Here is a 17,979-nt window from a genome sequence, read left to right as displayed (position 1 = left end):
GTGAATAGAAGTAGTTCTTGCGTTCCCCCGCTCCCGTGAATCGTCACCATTCACCATTCACCATTCACCATTCACCATTCACCATTCACCATTCAGTCAGGCCACGCCACCGCCAGCCTGGATGTTCTCGCCGGTTAGCCAGCGAGCTTCGTCGGAAGCCAGGAAAACCGCGACATCGGCGACGTCGCGCGGTGCTCCGATCCGGCCGAAGGGCGACATGCCGGCGGCCACGGCGCGGTCCCGTTCGGGAAGCAGGTCGGTGTCGGTGAAGCCTGGTGAAAGCGCATTCACGGTAACGGAGCGCGGGCCGAGTTCGCGCGCGAGGACGCGGACGAACTGCTCGACGGCTCCCTTGCTGCCGAGGTAGAGCGCCGTGTGCGTGAAGAACATCCTGGTTCCGCCGGTGGAGACGGCAATGATGCGGCCACCGTCGCGAACGCGGCGCGCCGCTTCCTGAAGCGTGAAGAAGGTGCCCTTGGCATTGGCGCCGAACACGTGATCGAAGTCCGCTTCGGTGGCCTCGACGAGCGGCTTTATGACAGCGACGCCGACATTGGCGACGACGATGTCAATCGGCCCCATCTGTCTTTCGGTTTCGTCGAACAGCTTGCGAATGTCGGGGATGCTGGAGACGTCCGCCTGGATGGCGACGGCTTTTCCGCCAATCCCTTCAATGGCGGCAACCACTTCCCTGGCGGCCTTCTCGTTGCCGACATAGTTGACGACCACGGCAGCACCCTTGGCCGCGAGCCCCTCGGCGATGGCGCGCCCGATGCCGCGCGAGCTGCCGGTCACAAGTGCGGTTTTGCCTTCGAGTGGACGATGCATGGCTGTTCCTTCCGTCTGATTACGGCCGCCTCGATCGAGCGGCGTTCCAGGGAAAGCTATGGGCATGGTATTGCTCAGAGAATAGCCTATTATCTTACTGACTTGTTAAGCCTGGGGTACATAATGCGCGGAACCGAGTTTTCCGAACTCACGGCATTTGCAGCAATCATCGAAGAGGGCAGCTTCGTCCGCGCCGCGGCCAAGCTCAGGATTTCGCCTCCAGCACTCAGTCAGACGATACGTGGGCTGGAAGAGCGTCTCGGTGTCCGCCTGCTCAACCGCACCACGCGCAGCATGTCGCCGACGGCTGAGGGCGAGAAGCTGTTTGCCCGCATCGCACCGGCGTTCAGCGAACTGGAAGGGGCCGTCGCCGACGCGCATGCATCACGCGGCCGGCCGGCCGGCTCGCTGCGCATCAATGTTCCGCGCATCGCCGCCACGCGTTTCATCGCGCCGATCCTCGGCGATTTCCGCCGCGCCTATCCCGATATCGCCCTCACCATCATTGTCGACGACATGCTCACCGACATCGTCGAGGGCCGCTTCGATGCCGGAATCAGATTGGGTGAGCGGCTGCACAAGGACATGGTGGCGGTAAAACTCAGCGAGGAACTCGAGATGGCCGCAGTGGCCGCGCCGAGCTACCTGGAACATCGCCCGATACCCCGCCATCCCGCGGACCTGCATCAGCATCAGTGCATCAATTTCCAGTGGCCGAGCGGCGGCAATCTCTACCGCTGGGAGTTCGCCCGAGGCCAGCGTGCTTTGGAAGTGGCCGTCAGCGGCGGCCTGACGGTCAACGATACGGAACTGATGATCGGGGCGGTTCTGGATGGGGTCGGGGTGGCGTACATGCTGGAATATCAGGTCCGGCCGTGGATCGAAGCGGGAAAGCTCATCCGTTTTCTCGAAGCTTGGTCGCCGAGATTTCCGGGTTTTTATCTCTATCACGCGAGTTCCCGCCAGGTTCCGGCGCCGCTGCGAGCGTTCATCGATTTCCTGCTTGCGAGGCGGTGATGTGAATAGTGAATAGTGAATAGTGAATAGTGGTAGCTCTGGTGCTCAATGCGGCTCCGGTGCCATTCTTTTCACCATTCACCATTCACCATTCACCACCTTCACAGCCTGGCCAGCAGCTCCGGCGTCGGCCAGCCGTCGACCGGCAGGCCCAGCCGCTTCTGCTCCCTGCGGATCGCTTCGCGGGTGTTGGTGCCCAGTATGCCGTCGACGGTGCCGACGTCATAGCCTTTCGCCTCGAGCTTGGTCTGCAGCGCCTTCATCTGGTCGCCGTTGAGGCCGGGTTCGGGGTTGCGCGGATCGAATCGCGGCGCGCCCCCCAGCCGGGCGGCAAGATTTGCCGCGGTCAGGGCATAGGTGAAGGACTGGTTCCACTCGAGATAGACGTCGAAATTGTCGTAGGTCAGGAAGGCTGGCCCCTTGCGACCCATGGGCAGCGCCAGGCCGGCCTTCAGGCCGTTGTCGAGAAGCGGCGTACCGTCGGGCCTGGTAACGCCCCACTGCGCCCACTGCGTCAACGGCAGCTTGTTGGTGCGCCCCGTCTGCTCCCACGGCAAATCGTCGGCCACACGGACTTCCTCGATCCAGGGCTGATCGCGCTTCCAGCCGCGCGACTGGATCTTGCTGGCCGTGCTCATGATCACATCGGGCGCGCTGCCGCGCAGGTCGACCAGGCCGTCGCCGTCGCCGTCGACGCCGTGGCCGAGATAGTCGGAAGGCAACATCTGCGTCTGGCCGATCTCGCCGGCCCAGGCACCGGTGACGTCGGCCGGCACCACGCCGCGATCGATCAACATCAGCAGCGGGACGATCTGCGGCCGGAACAGCTGCGGGCGGCGGCAGTCATGCGAGAGGCTCACCAGCGCGTTCAGCGTATGAAAATCGCCCTGCACGGCGCCAAAATCGGTCTCCAGGGCCCAGAAAGCGGCGATGACCGGCGCCTGCACGCCGTATTCGCGATCGGCGCGGACAAAGACCTCGGCATATTTTTGCAGATTGGCCGCACCTTGCTTCAGCCGATGGGACGAGATCATACGGTTCGAGAATTCGATGAAGGTCTGGGTGAAGACGCCCTGGGCACGGTCGCGTGCCAGCGCCTTTTCATCGAGGGTGGCGTTTTCCAGCGCAGAAAGGCCGGCAGCGCCGACGCCGGCCACCCTGGCTTCCGCCGCCACGCCCTGCTTCCATGCCTCGAAATCGCCGCCGCATTGCTGTGCCGCGGCCGGCACGGCGCTCAGGAGCAGCGCCGCGAGAAATCCAAAGCGCGATCGCATCGCCATCCTTCCGAGAAGATTACCAGCGGTTGCGGGCATCCGTCATTGGCTGTGTCGAAAAGCAGGCGGCAGGCCTGGTGTCAACGGGTGTTCTGCCGCAACCACTTCTTCCACGCGGCTTCGGAGCCGTTGAAGACGCTGATGTCGGCGTTTCCGGTCATGCCCGGCACGACGCCCGTTCCGGTATACTGCCAGAAGGTGAAGGGATGGCTGCCGTATTTCTGGCGCGGGTGCCCGGCGACGGAGCGCAGCCAGTAGGGGTAATTGCGGAAGCCCGATAAACCGTTATCTTCGAAGAAATCGACAGACGTGTAGATGATCGGCTTCTTGCCGTAGTATTTTTCGACGATTTCGAGGAACGTGCTCATCTCGCTGCGTACCGTGGCGGGATCGGGCCGCAGCTTGCAGGTCGGCGATTTCGGGTTCCATTCCATGTCGAGAACCGGCGGCATCGCCGAACCGTCTTTGGGCACGTTCTGGATGAACCAGCGCGCCTGGGTAGCGGCCGGCGTGCAAAAGTAGAAGAAATGATAGGCGGCACGGGGGACGCCCGAGGCCTTCGTGCGGCTCCAATGCTCGTTGAAAGCTTCATCGAAACGGTCTCCGCCTTCGGTTGCCTTGATAAAGGCGAAGGAGATGCCGCTGGCCCTGGCCGCCGGCCAGTCGATCGAGGTCTGGTATTTGGAGACGTCGGTGCCGTGGACGGCATAGCTCCACGGTGCGCCGCTGTCCCATTCATGCGGGTCGGAATCGGCAAAACGCGGCGCGCGTACCGCAACCATCGAGGCGCTGGACGACGACAGCGATGGCGTCAGATCCTCGACCGTCGAGCAGGCACCAAGCAGCGTCAGCGTGATGAGAACCGCGAAACGGCGCATCGCTACTTCCCGAGCCGGTTTCAGCCGGCCGCTGATGGGTCTTTCCGCGGGTGCCCCCTCGACCGGGCGCAGCGCGTTTGAAATCGACTTACGCGACGCGCCTGGATCTTCGTTTCATGCATTCCCAAACCATTACGCAGTTTTGGGACGCATGCATTCAAGCCCCGCCGGACGGTCACCCCACAGGATCGCCCGGTCTGTCCTAAGCGCGTCGCTTCGACGCGCTTAGCTCTTTCGTCTATGCATGTCGTTGTCCCAAAACCGCTGCGCACTTCTGGGCGACATGCACCTGTGATCGCCGATCATGGTTGATATTCGGTTGACGGCGCTCGACAAGAGCCGCGATTTTGCCGAAACAATGGCGGCAAATCGATGACATAGATCGAGCGCGCCCGGGGGAACTCAAAATGCAGATCCTTTTGAAGTTCGTCAAATGGCTGCTCGGCTTGGCTGTGCTGGCCGCCGCGGTACTCGCCGGCTGGCTGTATTTTGCGCCGCCGGAACTGATCCGCGTCGGTTCCGGCTATGCGGCCAAGATCGTCTGTTCGAACGTCTTCATCGCCGGGCGAGACGCCGACGATGTGCTTGCCGTCGATGTGCAGGCGCCGGGTCATCCGCTGCTGAAGCTGATGAGAGTGTCGGTCGACAAGGAGAAGGGAACGGTTTCGGCCGGCCTTTTCGGTGTGCTCGGCAAAAGTGTCGCGGTTGCGCGCGACGGGCTCGGCTGCGCCTCGGTTCCCGACGGCGATATTGCCGCCGCCAAGGCTGTCGCCGGAGCTGCACCGACGCCGGCGCCGCTGCCCGATCTGATCTGGCCGGAGGGCGACAAGGCCGATGCCTCGCAGGATCCCGAGGTCGCGAAAGTCCTCGACGATCCAGCAATGACCGGCGTCGGCATGCGGGCGGTCGTGGTGGTCAAGAACGGCCGCATCGTCGCTGAGCGTTATGGCGACGGCTTTTCCGAAAGACGCCGCTATTGGGCTGGTCAATGACCAAGACCGTAAATGCGGCGATCGTCGGCACGCTGGTGAAGGAGGGCAAGCTGGCGATGACCAACCAGGGTCTGTTCGGTCCCTGGAAGGGAGATGGCCGCGCCGTGATCAGCCTCGCCGACATGATGGCGATGTCGAGTGGGCTGGAATTCAACGAGGATTATGGCGACGTCGCCGACGTAACGCGCATGCTCTATCTCGAACCGGACATGGCGGGCTTTGCCGGATCCAAGCCGCTGACCGACGAGATCGGCAAGGTGTTTTCCTATTCGAGCGGCACGGCGATGATGCTGTCCAGGCTGTGGCAGGACGCAATCGGCGACAAGGACAAGGCACTGGCGTGGCCGAGGACCGCGCTGTTCGATCCGCTCGGCATGCAGAGCGCTGTGCTTGAGGCCGACGAGCACGGCACCTTCGTCGGCTCGTCCTATCTCTATGCCACGGCACGCGACTGGGCGCGCTTCGGCCAGTTCCTGCTGCAGGGCGGCGTCTGGAACGGCCAGGAGATCCTGTCCGCCGGCTTCGTCGACTGGATGCGGGAACCGGCAACTGCCTCGAAGGTCTACGGCAAGGGGCAATTATGGATAGAAGGACCGGGCGACGAAGAAAACCCCGGCGCCGGCACTGCCGCCGGCCTGCCCAAGGACACCTATTGGATGGAGGGGCATGATGGGCAAACGGTTGCCATCATCCCCTCGGAGCAGCTGGTTGTGGTGCGGCTCGGGCTGACGCCGGCCAGGCTCGGCTATCGGCCGCAGGCGATGGTAGCGGCGCTGACGAAGGCGCTACACTGAGGAATGCGGCGGTCGCAGTCTTGTCTATGCGGCTGTCGCCAAAGGCTTGGCGCGATCAACACGCGCCCGCTCGTCGGGTGAATTCATAACCGTCCAAAGATCGTTACGGCGCTGGACGTTCAACCAGAAATCCGGGCTGTTGCCAAACACCCGCGCCAGAATGAGCGCGGTAGCCGCCGTCACGTTGCGGCGGCCGTTGCACAATTCGTTCACATGCTTGCGCTGGACGCTCATAGCTTCGGCCAAAGCCGCCTGTGTCAGGCCGAGTGGTTGCATGAATTCTTCCGTAAGAATTTCGCCAACCGTTGCTGGCTTGCGTGCGGTCATCAACATGTCTCACCTCACTTATATATAACTGTGGTCGTCGAGATAGATGTCGGACGCCTCGCCCCGGCCCCCGTCCCAGCGGAAGACCAGCCGCCATTGTTTGTTGACACGGATCGAATGGAAGCCTTCGAGATTGCCGCGCAACTTCTCGAAATGGTTGCTGGGCGGCACACGCAAATCCTGATCGATCGCCGCGTCGTCAATCATCTGGAGCTTGCGGAACAAGCGGCTTTCGAGATCGGACGGAATATTGCGGGAATGGGTGTCGTCCACGAAGAAAGCCCGCAGCCATCCATCTCTAAATCCGATGATCATCCCATGCTTCCGGCGAGGAGATGATGTACCACTCCTTGGGTCACATGGCAATGTGTGATTTAGCCAATTAACTGATTTCAGCCACGGCCCCCATTTAGGATTGGAGCCCCAAAACCTTCCACGCCAAAATTGATATTAGATGGCGATCTTGATCACGGCGAGCCAGCTGTAGCCGCGATAAAGTGTTCTGAATCGAAGGCTTGCACCAACTCTTGCAGATTCCGAATCCAGAATCGCGCGCAACGATTGACGCGGCTCGACGTGGAATTTTTTCAGCCAGCCGCGCAACAGCTTGCGGAACCAGCTGGGCAAGGCTTCCTGCTGGCCAAAATCGACGACATGCAGCGAGCCACCCGGTGACAGAGCAGCAAGCGCCGCGGATACCGTCTTTTCCCAGCCGGGGATCATCGACAGCGAATATGAGACAAAGACGCGGTCGAAACTTTCGACGCCGAACAGCGCTTTCGCGTCGAAATTCGTGGCATCGCCGCGCGCCAGCGTGACGCGGCCGGAGAGGCCTTCGCGCGCGAGGGCGGCAGTGGCCGTCTCCAGCATCTCGGCCGAAATATCGAGGCCGAAGAAGCGCGCGCCGGGATAGCGGCGGGCGGCGAGGATGATGTTGCGGCCGGTGCCGCAGCCGAGCTCGAGCACGGTGCCGCCGGCCGGCACATCCAGTCCGGCGATAAGCCGGTCGCGGCCGAGCAGATAGTATTTGCGGGTCAGGTCGTAAATATGACGCTGCCAGCGGTAGACGCCGTCCATCAGCTCGGCATCGCTGGCCGGCAAGTCGGTCGTGCTCATGCGGACCGCTTCACATAGAGATGGAAGCCGCCATAGATGGCCGAGCGGTCGCGCGCCGAAAACTCGCGCGAGGCGTCGTTCTCGTAGCGCCACTGATCGAGCAGCGAATTCGAGACGCGGCCGGGCAGCAGGCTGGGTTCCGCTGCCGTGCGGAAGATGACGCGGGCGCCGGTGGAGGCGGTTCGGGTGATCTCGGCCCACAACCCGTTGAGCTGGTGGTCGGTCATCCAGTCCTGTGCATCGAGCAGCACGAAGCGATCCACCGAGCCGGCATCCTTGCGGGCAAGGAACTCGATCAGATTGGCGTGGTGGATGGCAACGCGATCGACATTGTTGCGGATCGTCTTGTAGTTGCGCTTTTCGAGATAGGCGGGCAGGGCGGCCTCGCCCGGATTAGGGTAGCGGCGGGCGAAAGCCTGCCAGGCGAAATAATTGGTCTTCAGCGGAAAATCGCAGGCGAGCTTTTCCAGTCGTGCCTTCAGCACGCTGGCCATGGTGCCGTCACCCGAGGTGATCAGCGAATCGTACTGGGCCGGCGGAATGCCGAGGCCGAACAGCGAAGCCTTTCGCGATGTCGCCCATTTCAGCAGCGGTTTTTCGAAGACCGGCGCCAGCTCTTCGTCGAAGAAGCGGCGCTGATCGGCGATGCTCTTAGCGTCCATGATGCCGGCTGGGTCGACGCCGAAGAATTTTGCGGTGCGATGGCCGATCGCAATGAACAGGCCAAGCAGGCCGGTCTGGTAGAAATTGCGGTCGAAGACGGCGATGCGGCGACGGCCGCGCCAGTTGCGGCGCTCCCAATAATGGCGGCTGACCGGGTCGAGATGCGGTGCGATGAAGCGATCGTAGGCCTGTGAATTGTGCCCGGTCTCAGCCGCGCCGAAGAAACGGAACAGGTCGCCCTGCGACGGCAGGTGACGGACGGCTTCGAGCTTCATGCGGTTCAGCGCGATATGGGCAGCGTTGAGGTCGACGGCATCGATCCTTTCCGGCGAGCGGGTGAGATAGGCAAGGATGTTACAGCCGCCGGAGGCAATGGTGACGATGCGGTGGCCCGTCCCGAGCTGCATCGCGTCCATGTCGATTTCGGGGTCTTCCCAGATCTGCGGATAGACGAGGCCGGAGAACAGGAAGGCAAACAGGCGCTCGGAGATGCCGGCTTTCGACAGCGGGCGGTTCTGGTAGACGGCCTTGCCGACTTCCTTGCCGCGGCGAAAAACCAGGTCCCCAGAAATGTCCGTCATGGCAAGGCGATTCCCCGTTTGCTTTGCCGCAAGCGGGTAGCGCAGGGTGATGACAGGCCAGTGACAGCCTGTTGACGCGAGTTCAGGCCTTGCCAAATCCACCTGGGGTCGGCGTCGTCACGATGACCGCCTCGCCAGCGTCGAGGATGGTCTGATCGCAGGCTTTCAGCGTCTCGATCGCGCCGGTCTTGCGGCGGACCTTGGTCGAACCGGCCTCGCCATCGCCGCCTCCGTCCAGTCCCCGCGGCGGGCGGCTGCGATGCGAGGACAGGATCGCGCCTTCCATCTTTTCGAGGAAGCGGATGGTGCGCCTGGTGCCGTCGCCGGCGCTCCATTTGCCTTTGCCGCCGGAGCCTTCGCGGATATGGAAATCCTCGAGCAATACCGGGAAACGCAGTTCCAGCACTTCCGGATCGGTCAGGCGCGAATTGGTCATATGGGTGTGGACGCCGGAGGTGCCGGCAAAACCGCGGCCGTCGTTCATCCGGCCGGCCGGCGAGCCCGAGCAGATCGTCTCGTAATATTGGTACTGCTTGTTGCCGAAGGTGAGATTGTTCATCGTGCCTTGCGCATTGGCCATCGCGCCCATGGCGCCGAACAGCGCGTTGGTGACGTGTTGCGAGGTCTCGACATTACCGGCGACGACCGCCGCGGGATAGGCGGGTTTCAGCATCGAGCCGTCGGGAATGATGATGTTGATCGGCCGCAGACATCCGGCATTCATCGGGATGTTGTCTTCGACCATGACGCGGAAGGCATAAAGCACCGCGGCACGGGCGACCGGCTCTGGCGCATTGAAATTGTTCTTCATCACCGGCGACGTTCCGGTGAAGTCGACGGTCGCTTCGCGCTTCCGCCGGTCGATAGTGATCTTCACTTTGATCTTTTGCCCGGTGTCGGTCGGATATTCGTATTCGGAACTGTCGGGCAGCCGCTCCAGAACGCGGCGCACGCTTTCGGCGGCATTGTCCTGGACATGGCCCATATAGGCTTCGACCACATCGAGGCCGAAATGCGCGACCATCTTGCGCAGCTCGGCGACGCCCTTTTCGTTCGCGGCGATCTGCGCCTTGAGGTCGGAGATGTTCTGGTGCGGATTGCGCGCCGGGTAGGGGTGGTTGGTGAGTAGCGTCTCCAGGTCCTTCTCGCGGAACCGGCCGCGATCGACGATGCGGAAATTATCGAACAGCACGCCTTCCTCGTCGACGGTTGTGGCAAGCGGCGTCATCGAGCCGGGCGCGGTGCCGCCGATGTCGGCATGATGGCCACGCGAGGCGACGTAGAAGAGGATCTCCTCCCCCCTCGAGGGGGAGGTGGTGGCGAAGCCGCCGGAGGGGGTCGTTGCGGCAGTGCTCGACGCACTTGTGGTGCCTTCTGCGAGGACCCCACCCGGCCGCTTCGCGGCCACCCTCCCCTCAAGGGGGAGGGAAAACACCGGTGTCACCACTGTGATATCAGGCAGATGGGTGCCGCCATTGTAAGGCGCATTCAGCGCAAAGACGTCGCCGGGGTGAATGTCGCCGGAATTGAGCCGGATGATGGTCTCCACCGAGCGGTCCATCGAGCCGAGATGCACCGGCATATGCGGTGCGTTGGCGACCAGCGCGCCATTCCGGTCGAAGACGGCGCAGGAGAAATCGAGCCGTTCCTTGATGTTGACCGAGTAGGCGGTGTTTTGCAGTGTCACGCCCATCTGCTCGGCGATCGACATGAACAGGTTGTTGAAGACCTCCAGCATCACCGGATCGGCTTCGGTGCCGAGTGCGGCCTGTCGGCGCTTCTTCTCGACGCGCCGCATCAATACGTGGTCCTTGGCGGTGATCTCGGCCTGCCAGCCCGGCTCGACGATAATGGTCTGGTTCGGCTCGATGATCAAAGCAGGGCCGGCGATCTTGTTACCAGGCTTCAGCGTTTCGCGAGGGAAGATGCCGGCGTCGCGCCAGACGCCGTCGACAAAGATTTTCCGGTTCCCGGAAGGACTTGCGGCCATGTCTTCAACAACTGAATCGCTTTCGTCGCGGCCGGTGCCGCCGGTATCGGTACCCTCGACGCCAACCGATTCGACGATCATCGGCTTGTCGTCGTAGACGAAACCGAACTGCGCCTTGTGCGCCAGTTCGAAGTCCGCCTTGGCCTGCGCAATCGAGCCGTGCCCGAAGTTCACAGGCAGCGCGGTATCGGTGCCGTCGTAGCGGATCTGCAGCACCGGTCTCGAGGCGACCGCGTCTTCGCTGATGCCTTGCGCGGCGAGTTCGTCGATGACGGCTTTGCGCAGCGTCGCGATGAGTTCATCGATCGCTGGCCCGGAATTGTCCGCCAGCGGCTTCAGCAGCGCCTGCTGGCGTGACGCAAATACAGAGGATAGGCCGATGCCGTATGCCGAGAGCAGGCCTGAGAAGGGATGGATCAGCACCGCCTCCATGCCGAGCGCATCGGCGACCAGGCAAGCGTGCTGGCCGCCGGCACCGCCGAAGCAGTTCAGGAGGTATTCGGTGACATCGTAGCCGCGCTGCACCGAAATCTTCTTGATGGCGTTGGCCATGTTTTCGACGGCGATGGTGATGAACCCTTCGGCGACGGTTTCCGGCGAGCGGCCGTCGCCGATCTCGGCGGCAAGTGCGGTGAATTTTTCGCGAACCGTCTGGACGTCGAGCGGTTCGTCCTGGCCCGGTCCAAAAATAGCCGGGAAGAACTCGGGCTGCAGCTTGCCCAGCATAACATTGGCGTCAGTGACGGCCAATGGGCCGCCGCGCCTATAGGCGGCCGGGCCGGGATTGGCGCCGGCCGAATCCGGCCCGGCGCGAAAGCGGCCGGCCTCGTAATGCAGGATCGAGCCGCCGCCTGCAGCGACGGTGTGGATGCGCATCATCGGCGCGCGGATGCGCACGCCGGCGACCTCGGTGTCGAAGGCGCGCTCGTAGTCACCATCGTAATGGGCGACATCGGTGGAGGTGCCGCCCATGTCGAAGCCTATGACTTTGCCGAAACCGGCGAGTTTTGCCGTCTCGACCATGCCGACGACACCGCCGGCCGGGCCGGACAACAGCGCATCCTTGCCCTGGAACATGTCGGCGGCGGTGAGGCCGCCCGACGACATCATGAACATGAGGCGAGGGCTTTCCCTCCCCCTTGAGGGGAGGGTGGCGGCGAAGCCGCCGGGTGGGGTCGGCTCGACTGGGTTCGACACTCTGGCGGTGCCTTCTGAGATGACCCCCTCTGGCTGCTGCGCAGCCACCTCCCACTCGAGCGGGGAGAGGGCACCCAGTTCCTCCGCCACCTTCTGCACATACCTAGCCAGGATCGGCGACAGATAGGCGTCGACCACCGTGGTGTCGCCACGGCCGACCAGCTTGATCAGCGGCGAGACCTCGTGACTGACCGAGACCTGGGAGAATCCGAGCTTTCGACAGACTTTGGCGACCGCCTTTTCGTGCTCGGGATGTTTCCAGGCATGCATGAAGACGATCGCGACCGCATCGATGCCATCCGCCTTGGCTTGCTCAATAGCCGGGCGTACCGAAGCAATGTCGAGCAGGCGCTCGACACTGCCGTCGGCGCGAACCCTTTCGTCGATTTCGACGACATGCTCATAGAGCTGTTCGGGAAGGATAATCTGCTTGGCAAAGATATCGGGCCTGGCCTGATAGGCAATCCTCAGGGCATCGCGGAAGCCTTTGGTGATGAGCAGCAGCACACGGTCGCCCTTGCGCTCGAGAAGCGCATTGGTGGCAACCGTTGTGCCCATCTTGACATCGCCGATCAGAGCGGAGGGGATTGGAGCGCCGGGTTGGACGCCGAGCAGCTCGCGAATGCCATGGATGGCAGCATCGGCATAGGCTTCGGGATTCTCGGACAGCAGCTTGCGCGGGTGCAGTGCGCCTTCCGGGTCACGGCCGATGACGTCGGTGAAGGTACCGCCGCGGTCGATCCAGAAATCCCATTTTGCAGTCACTGCGGCGGCTCCCTGGATTTTTCCCTGTTCGATCTGTTAGCTCGCGAGGCCCTGACCGGCAATCGTCAAGTGATTGGAATATGTTACAGGCAGAAATGCAACGTTACGAAACTCATGCGCAGCTTACGCATTGTGTCCTCGACCGCCGCCGGTAACGGAGGCGTGATTAGAGGAGAGATATCATGAAGAAACTCATTCTTGCGTCGGTGTCGGCGCTTGCGTTGCTTGGCCTTGCCGCCTGCAGCAACAGCGGCACCGACAACACCACGACGCAGAGCACCAACCCGCCGGCATCCGACCAGACGATGAAGCCGGCTGCTCCTGACGCCAACAAGCCTGCCGAGCCGGCTCCGGCTCCGGCTCCGGCGCCTGCGCCGGCTGCTCCGGCTCAGTAGTCAATGTGACAACCAAGGAAAGGCTGGCCTCACAGGCCGGCCTTTCTGCTGCTTACGATACCAGCGCCTGGCGGCCGAGTGCGACGACGTGAGCGCTGGCGCCAGCCGCCTCAGGCATTGCGCCAAATCGATTGGGCCAGCCCCTGCGGCACTGTCTTGGCTTGATAGCGATGGGTGGTTGGCCCTATGAAGCCCCCATGTCGATTTGGGACCGCCTTGGCGACTTCGTCACACGCGTTTCATCTTCAGCGTCGTCAGGCGTCGCCGAAGTGGTCGAGGCCGTGCGCACGGTTTTCTCCGGCGATGCCGATCTGCGCCGGCGCGTCGCCTTCTCGGTGGCGATGATCGCCCTGTCGGCCAAGATGGCCAAGGCAGACGGCATCGTCACGCAAGACGAGGTGCGCGCCTTCCAGGAAATATTCGAGGTGCCGAAGGAACAGAGGCGCAATGTGGCGCGGCTCTACGATTTGGCCAAACGCGACATTGCCGGTTTCGAGACCTATGCCGAGCGGATGGCGCAGCTTTGCGGTTCGGGCCATTCGAACTGCCTGATGCTCGAGGACATACTCGACGGGCTGTTCCACATCGCCAAGGCCGACGGGCTGGTGCATGAGCGCGAGGGCCAATTCCTGCATCGCATCGCCGAGATATTCCGCATCAATGAGGCGCATTACCAGAGCATCCTGGCCCGGCATGTCGATCTGGGTGCCGCCGATCCCTATGTTGTGCTCGGCATCGAGCGTGGGAAGCCGTTCGAGGAGGTCCGCAGGCGTTACCGCAAGCTGGTCTCCGACAATCATCCGGACCGGCTGATCGCACGCGGCCTGCCGCAGGAATTCATCAAGATCGCGACGACCAGGCTGGCGGCGATCAACGCGGCCTATGAAATGATCGAGCGAGGCCTGCGGCACGCATGAGCGGCTTTCCGCCCGATGAGCCGAGCGCCGAGGTCAGGGTATCGCCGAATTTCGGACCACGGCGCGGGACGCTCGGACCCGATATGATCGTGCTGCACTACACCGGCATGGCTACCGGCGCCGGTGCCGAGGCATGGTTGTGCGATCCGGCAAGCGAGGTCTCGTCGCACTACCTGGTCCATGAGGACGGCCGAATTGTTCAGATGGTAAGGGAAAGCGACCGCGCCTGGCATGCCGGCAAGAGCTCGTGGTTCGGACAGAGTGACATCAACTCCTGTTCGATCGGCATCGAGATCGTCAATCCGGGGCATACGCTCGGCTATCGCAACTTTCCAAAACCGCAGATCGACGCGGTGATCGGCCTGTGCGCTGGGATCATCGAGCGCCATTCCATTCCGGCGCAGCGGGTGCTTGCCCATTCCGACGTGGCACCGGGGCGAAAGGTCGATCCAGGCGAGAAATTTCCATGGAAGGCCTTGTTTGCTGCCGGTATCGGCCATGTTGTGCCGGCAGCACCGATCCGGCGCGGCGCCGTGCTGAAGCCAGGCGATACCGGCGCCGAGGTAGAGGCGCTGCAGTCGATGCTGGCGCTCTATGGTTATGGCGTCGAGATCACCGGCACTTTCGACCGGCAGACCGAAATCGTGGTCGAGGCATTTCAGCGGCATTTCCGGCTGCGCCTGGTCGATGGCATGGCTGACGGATCGACGATCCGCACGCTGGAAAGGCTGCTCGCTTACGTAAGGATAGCCTCTCTCAAATAATCTTTTGCCAGCTTAAAAGTTACAATCTGTTACTCAAAGTGACTTGCGTCGCCTTCTTTGGCGCCAATTCCGTCGTCAAAGGCGATCCGTACAGATTGTCGGACGTCTATCCCCCACATGTTCCGATGTTGATTGAGGGTATCTGCGCGAAGTTCTTTGTGCAGATCAAACAGAACAGGATCACATGCAGAAATTGACCGTTTTAACGGCAGCCATTGCTGCCGGCGTAATGACTTTTGCCTTCAGTGCGGCGAACAGCGCACCGCTGAGCCAGCGGGCCGATCAGGGCTTCAGTGCCGCAGCCGGCAAAACCGCCATGCCGAAGGGTGGTGCAAAAGTAGAGAAGACCGCCACCGCAAAAGTGGAAAAAGCGGCCGCGGTAAGGACGAAAAAGCCAGTCTCCGCGAAAAGGCCAACCGCTGCGAGAAAGACAATCGCCAAACAGCATGTGAAGCGTAACCGCAAACGCATCGACCGCATGGCAACGGCGTCAGTCGCTCCGAAGAGCAGGCCAGCGCCTCAGGCGGTGGTTGTCGGCGGCAGCGGACAGTATTCGGCGATCATTGCGCGTTATGCCGCCAGCTATGGCGTCCCGGTGTCGCTCGCCAATGCCGTCATCAAGATCGAGAGCAACTACCAGCCGAACCAGGTCGGCAGCGCCGGCGAGATCGGCCTGATGCAGATCAAACCGGCGACGGCGCGGATGATGGGTTATAGCGGTTCGGCTCAGGGTCTCTACGATCCCGATACCAACATCAAATACGGCATGAAGTACCTTGCCATGGCGCGGGATCTCGGCGGCGGCACGACCTGCGGCACGATCCTGAAATACAATGCCGGCCACGCCGCCACACGGATGAACCCGGTGTCCGCAGCCTATTGCGGCAAGGTCAAGGTGCAGCTGGCAGCACTTGGAGCGCCCGCCTGACAAGCGACAACTTGCTTTTTCGTTTGCGTTTTCGGGCCTGAACCCCTTTATACGCCTTGCCAGCTGGCCGGGCGGCCGCACCTGCGAAGCCGAAAGGCTGCGGGTGAGGAAAGTCCGGGCTCCATGGAGACACGGTGCCGGTTAATGGCCGGCGGGGGCGACCCCAGGGAAAGTGCCACAGAAAGCAAACCGCCACGATCTAATCGTGGCAAGGGTGAAAGGGTGGGGTAAGAGCCCACCGCGCGACTGGCAACAGGAGCGGCACGGTAAACCCCACCGGGAGCAAGACCGAATAGGGGCGGTGCGAGGGGAAACCCTCGAGGGCTGTTTCCGGCTCACCGTCCGGGTAGGTTGCGTGAGGCGCATGGCAACATGCGCCCAAGATGAATGGCCGCCACGTTCTCGCCCCGTAAGGGGCGAGGGCCATACAGAACCCGGCTTACAGGCCAGCTGGCAGTTTTCCCTATAAAGGAAATCTCCTGATATCAGCAGGTTGCGTCTTCGGGCGCAGCAGTTGATTCAGTTTTCGACCCGCAATCGAGCGCGACATTCCTTGAAAATGGTGCGATTAAATCGTACCATTTGGATGACGGTATTCAGGAGCGCGTCATGGGACAGGTCGATAAACGCAGCATCACGCTGTCGCCGGAACTGGCCGCGGCAGTCGACGACGTGGTCGCCGCCGGCGAATATGCCTCGGCGAGCGAGGTGATCCGCGACGCGCTGAGGCAATGGAAGGACCGGCGCGACCTGCTCGGCTACACGGTCGAGGAATTGCGCAAGCTGGTGCAGGAGGGGATCGACAGCGGTCCGGGGCTGGACGGGCCGCCAATCATGGAACGGCTGCGCGCCAAATATCTGAAAATGGCCGGAACCAAAGGCCTTGAGGAGTGAAATACCGCCTGCTTCCTCAGGCATTGATCGACCTCGAAGCCATCGGCGACTACATTGCCGAACAGAATCCAAATGCGGCGGTTCGGCTCGTGGATCTCTTGCAAAGGCGGTGGGATTTGCTGACCCTGCACCCCTTCTCAGGTGCGCCGCGCGAAGACATCGCAACCGGAATCCGTCACCTGATCGTCGGCGAATACCTCACCTTGTATCGTGTCCGCGAAGAGGCGATCGAAATCATTCGCGTGCTGCACGGCCGGCGCAAGATTGATGCCGACGATCTGAATTCGTGATTGCCGATTCAGCCACCGATTGCGTCCAGCGACGCCTCGATCGCCTGCCAAAGCTCTTCCACCGGCTCGCAGCCGATCGACAGGCGAACGAAGCCGGGCGGAACGGCATCTCCCCTTTTTGATCGCCGTTCGGCCGAAGTGTGCACGCCGCCGAACGACGTCGCTGCCTGCATCAAGGCGCAATTGTTGATGAAATCCTCGGCCTTGTCCTCCGAGGCGAGCACGAACGAGATGAGAAAGCCGAAGCGCTCCATCTGGGCGCGGGCAAGATTGTGCGATGGATCGCTCTCCAGTCCCGGAAAGCGCAAGCCGCTGATCGCGCGATGGTTTTTCAGCCGTCGCGCTATCATTTCGGCGGAAGCGCACATGCGGTCGAAGCGCACGTCCAGCGTTTCGAGGCCGCGATGCACCAGCCATGCCTCGAACGGCCCGGGGATAGCGCCCGACGTCTCGCGCCAGTCGGTCACCCTCGATATAATGTCCGCGTCGCGGCTGGCGATATGGCCGAACAGCACATCGGAATGGCCGTTTGGTGCCTTGGTGTCGGCGGCAATGACGATATCTGCACCGAGATCGAGCGGGCGCTGGCCGAAAGGCGTCATCGTCGTGTTGTCGACCACAAGCACCGCACCCGCTCTATGCACGGCCTCGGCGACGGCTGCGATGTCGCATATGTCCAGTCCTGGGTTGGCGGGCGTTTCGACGAAGGCAAGCCGATACCTATCGAAGCCGCCGTCGAGGAAGCTCGATGTTGGCCGGACATCATAAGCGACGCCGAAGGACTTCAGGAAGCGCTCTGCCAGCGCTCTCGTCGTGTGATAGCCGTCGGACGGCAGCAGGATACGGTCGCCAGCTTTGAGCAGGCCGAAAAATACCGCCGAGATGGCAGCCATCCCCGAGGGGAAGGCGACGCATGGGGCGTCTTCCAGATGCGCCAGCATGTGCTCGACCGCATCCCAGGTCGGATTGCTGAAGCGGCCATATTGATCGTAGCCGGTGGCGTCGCCGGGCGCATGAAAGATGGCGGCCATGGTCAGGGGCAAGGGGATCGGGTCGCCCTTGGCAAGCCTGCCGCGATACAGATGGGGAAGTGCCGCGGCGCGCGACTTGGCTGTTTCGGACATGGTTTCAACCTCGTTACTGACCGGAAAAGGAGATGCCGAGGCTATGCGCGGCAGCGATCCGCAGCAAGCCGGCTCCGGTTGGGCCACACGGCTCTAAACGCTTCGTTAGGCTTAATAGACGATAAAGACGGGAGTGCCGTCAAAGCTGCTCTCCCCAGTCGTGGCAGGCGCGTTTTGAAGACTGTTCCCGTTGACGCCCATAACACCCCATGATATCCCATTCCGATACTCAAGCCTTCGTTCCG

General features: G+C 62.2%; 16 protein-coding genes, 1 other RNA gene and 1 pseudogene. 9 read left to right on the top strand and 9 right to left on the bottom strand.

The window, feature by feature from the left end:
• Positions 1–96: 96 nt before the first annotated feature.
• The gene (locus NKJ91_RS14845) at positions 97–828 is read right to left on the bottom strand and encodes an SDR family oxidoreductase (protein WP_352456187.1); all 732 of its coding nucleotides are present in this window, start codon (positions 826–828) and stop codon (positions 97–99) included.
• Positions 829–951: 123 nt separating this feature from the next.
• Here NKJ91_RS14845 and NKJ91_RS14840 point away from each other — a divergent pair, with 123 nt between their 5' ends.
• The gene (locus tag NKJ91_RS14840; RefSeq protein WP_352456186.1) at positions 952–1,845 is read left to right on the top strand and encodes a LysR family transcriptional regulator; all 894 of its coding nucleotides are present in this window, start codon (positions 952–954) and stop codon (positions 1,843–1,845) included.
• 101 nt (positions 1,846–1,946) lie between these two features.
• Here NKJ91_RS14840 and NKJ91_RS14835 read toward each other — a convergent pair whose 3' ends face one another.
• Together NKJ91_RS14835 and NKJ91_RS14830 are read right to left on the bottom strand one after the other, a co-directional pair.
• On the bottom strand, positions 1,947–3,119 hold the full coding sequence (locus NKJ91_RS14835) for a lytic murein transglycosylase (RefSeq protein ID WP_352456185.1): 1,173 nt from the start codon (positions 3,117–3,119) through the stop codon (positions 1,947–1,949).
• Positions 3,120–3,199: 80 nt separating this feature from the next.
• Positions 3,200–3,997 carry a glycoside hydrolase family 25 protein gene (locus tag NKJ91_RS14830; protein ID WP_502903591.1) on the bottom strand — a complete coding sequence of 266 codons (798 nt, stop codon included), beginning with the start codon at positions 3,995–3,997 and terminating at the stop codon, positions 3,200–3,202.
• Positions 3,998–4,404: 407 nt separating this feature from the next.
• Between NKJ91_RS14830 and NKJ91_RS14825 the strand changes: the two are divergent.
• Positions 4,405–5,783, top strand: a pseudogene (locus tag NKJ91_RS14825) (serine hydrolase domain-containing protein).
• A 24-nt stretch (positions 5,784–5,807) separates the two neighbouring features.
• On the opposite strand, the gene NKJ91_RS14820 reads toward NKJ91_RS14825, so the two are convergent.
• From NKJ91_RS14820 to NKJ91_RS14800, 5 genes are all read right to left on the bottom strand, one after another.
• Positions 5,808–6,116 carry a HigA family addiction module antitoxin gene (locus tag NKJ91_RS14820; RefSeq protein WP_352453138.1) on the bottom strand — a complete coding sequence of 103 codons (309 nt, stop codon included), beginning with the start codon at positions 6,114–6,116 and terminating at the stop codon, positions 5,808–5,810.
• Positions 6,117–6,128: 12 nt separating this feature from the next.
• Positions 6,129–6,425, bottom strand: a complete 297-nt coding sequence (locus NKJ91_RS14815; RefSeq protein WP_352456184.1) for a type II toxin-antitoxin system RelE/ParE family toxin — start codon at positions 6,423–6,425, stop codon at positions 6,129–6,131.
• Positions 6,426–6,560: 135 nt separating this feature from the next.
• A complete protein-coding gene (locus NKJ91_RS14810) occupies positions 6,561–7,226 on the bottom strand; it encodes a class I SAM-dependent methyltransferase (protein WP_352456183.1) in 666 nt (221 codons plus the stop codon).
• Positions 7,223–8,470 (bottom strand): BtaA family protein, encoded by a 1,248-nt coding sequence (locus NKJ91_RS14805; protein ID WP_352456182.1) that lies wholly within the window; start codon positions 8,468–8,470, stop codon positions 7,223–7,225. The genes NKJ91_RS14810 and NKJ91_RS14805 overlap by 4 nt, the downstream gene beginning before the upstream one ends.
• Before the next feature lie 82 nt (positions 8,471–8,552).
• Positions 8,553–12,422, bottom strand: coding sequence for a hydantoinase B/oxoprolinase family protein (locus NKJ91_RS14800; RefSeq protein WP_352456181.1), 3,870 nt, complete (start codon positions 12,420–12,422; stop codon positions 8,553–8,555).
• A 182-nt stretch (positions 12,423–12,604) separates the two neighbouring features.
• On the opposite strand from NKJ91_RS14800, the gene NKJ91_RS14795 reads away from it, so the two are divergent.
• The 7 genes from NKJ91_RS14795 (at position 12,605) to NKJ91_RS14765 (ending at position 16,610) form a co-directional block, all read left to right on the top strand.
• Positions 12,605–12,817 carry a hypothetical protein gene (locus tag NKJ91_RS14795; RefSeq protein WP_352453143.1) on the top strand — a complete coding sequence of 71 codons (213 nt, stop codon included), beginning with the start codon at positions 12,605–12,607 and terminating at the stop codon, positions 12,815–12,817.
• A 197-nt stretch (positions 12,818–13,014) separates the two neighbouring features.
• The gene (locus tag NKJ91_RS14790) at positions 13,015–13,734 is read left to right on the top strand and encodes a TerB family tellurite resistance protein (protein ID WP_352456180.1); all 720 of its coding nucleotides are present in this window, start codon (positions 13,015–13,017) and stop codon (positions 13,732–13,734) included.
• Positions 13,731–14,498, top strand: coding sequence for an N-acetylmuramoyl-L-alanine amidase (locus NKJ91_RS14785; RefSeq protein WP_352456179.1), 768 nt, complete (start codon positions 13,731–13,733; stop codon positions 14,496–14,498). The genes NKJ91_RS14790 and NKJ91_RS14785 overlap by 4 nt, the downstream gene beginning before the upstream one ends.
• A 184-nt stretch (positions 14,499–14,682) precedes the next feature.
• Positions 14,683–15,426, top strand: a complete 744-nt coding sequence (locus NKJ91_RS14780) for a lytic transglycosylase domain-containing protein (protein WP_352456178.1) — start codon at positions 14,683–14,685, stop codon at positions 15,424–15,426.
• A gap of 59 nt (positions 15,427–15,485) precedes the next feature.
• An RNA gene (gene rnpB, locus NKJ91_RS14775) (RNase P RNA component class A) lies at positions 15,486–15,884 on the top strand.
• A gap of 151 nt (positions 15,885–16,035) precedes the next feature.
• On the top strand, positions 16,036–16,320 hold the full coding sequence (locus tag NKJ91_RS14770) for a type II toxin-antitoxin system ParD family antitoxin (protein ID WP_352456177.1): 285 nt from the start codon (positions 16,036–16,038) through the stop codon (positions 16,318–16,320).
• A complete protein-coding gene (locus tag NKJ91_RS14765) occupies positions 16,317–16,610 on the top strand; it encodes a type II toxin-antitoxin system RelE/ParE family toxin (RefSeq protein WP_352456175.1) in 294 nt (97 codons plus the stop codon). Before NKJ91_RS14770 ends, NKJ91_RS14765 begins: the two co-directional genes overlap by 4 nt.
• Before the next feature lie 8 nt (positions 16,611–16,618).
• Here NKJ91_RS14765 and NKJ91_RS14760 read toward each other — a convergent pair whose 3' ends face one another.
• Entirely contained in the window at positions 16,619–17,734 is a 1,116-nt protein-coding gene (locus NKJ91_RS14760) for a cystathionine gamma-lyase (protein ID WP_352456174.1), read from the bottom strand.
• Positions 17,735–17,979: the final 245 nt, after the last annotated feature.

It is taken from the genome of Mesorhizobium sp. M0040 (genome assembly GCF_040323505.1).
Taxonomy (GTDB): Bacteria; Pseudomonadota; Alphaproteobacteria; order Rhizobiales; family Rhizobiaceae; genus Mesorhizobium.
Note: the sequence above shows the minus strand (reverse complement) of the source record. Positions and strands in the feature narration are given on the sequence as shown.

What these genes read in the sequence shown, in the direction of transcription:
- NKJ91_RS14835 (WP_352456185.1), bottom strand. Translation starts at nt 3,119, where the DNA reads ATGCGATCGCGCTTTGGATTTCTCGCGGCGCTGCTCCTGAGCGCCGTG.
- NKJ91_RS14795 (WP_352453143.1), top strand. Translation starts at nt 12,605, where the DNA reads ATGAAGAAACTCATTCTTGCGTCGGTGTCGGCGCTTGCGTTGCTTGGC.
- NKJ91_RS14790 (WP_352456180.1), top strand. Translation starts at nt 13,015, where the DNA reads ATGTCGATTTGGGACCGCCTTGGCGACTTCGTCACACGCGTTTCATCT.
- NKJ91_RS14760 (WP_352456174.1), bottom strand. Translation starts at nt 17,734, where the DNA reads ATGTCCGAAACAGCCAAGTCGCGCGCCGCGGCACTTCCCCATCTGTAT.
- NKJ91_RS14845 (WP_352456187.1), bottom strand. Translation starts at nt 828, where the DNA reads ATGCATCGTCCACTCGAAGGCAAAACCGCACTTGTGACCGGCAGCTCG.
- NKJ91_RS14830 (WP_502903591.1), bottom strand. Translation starts at nt 3,997, where the DNA reads ATGCGCCGTTTCGCGGTTCTCATCACGCTGACGCTGCTTGGTGCCTGC.
- NKJ91_RS14815 (WP_352456184.1), bottom strand. Translation starts at nt 6,425, where the DNA reads ATGATCATCGGATTTAGAGATGGATGGCTGCGGGCTTTCTTCGTGGAC.
- NKJ91_RS14810 (WP_352456183.1), bottom strand. Translation starts at nt 7,226, where the DNA reads ATGAGCACGACCGACTTGCCGGCCAGCGATGCCGAGCTGATGGACGGC.
- NKJ91_RS14780 (WP_352456178.1), top strand. Translation starts at nt 14,683, where the DNA reads ATGCAGAAATTGACCGTTTTAACGGCAGCCATTGCTGCCGGCGTAATG.
- NKJ91_RS14805 (WP_352456182.1), bottom strand. Translation starts at nt 8,470, where the DNA reads ATGACGGACATTTCTGGGGACCTGGTTTTTCGCCGCGGCAAGGAAGTC.
- NKJ91_RS14785 (WP_352456179.1), top strand. Translation starts at nt 13,731, where the DNA reads ATGAGCGGCTTTCCGCCCGATGAGCCGAGCGCCGAGGTCAGGGTATCG.
- NKJ91_RS14840 (WP_352456186.1), top strand. Translation starts at nt 952, where the DNA reads ATGCGCGGAACCGAGTTTTCCGAACTCACGGCATTTGCAGCAATCATC.
- NKJ91_RS14820 (WP_352453138.1), bottom strand. Translation starts at nt 6,116, where the DNA reads ATGTTGATGACCGCACGCAAGCCAGCAACGGTTGGCGAAATTCTTACG.
- NKJ91_RS14770 (WP_352456177.1), top strand. Translation starts at nt 16,036, where the DNA reads ATGGGACAGGTCGATAAACGCAGCATCACGCTGTCGCCGGAACTGGCC.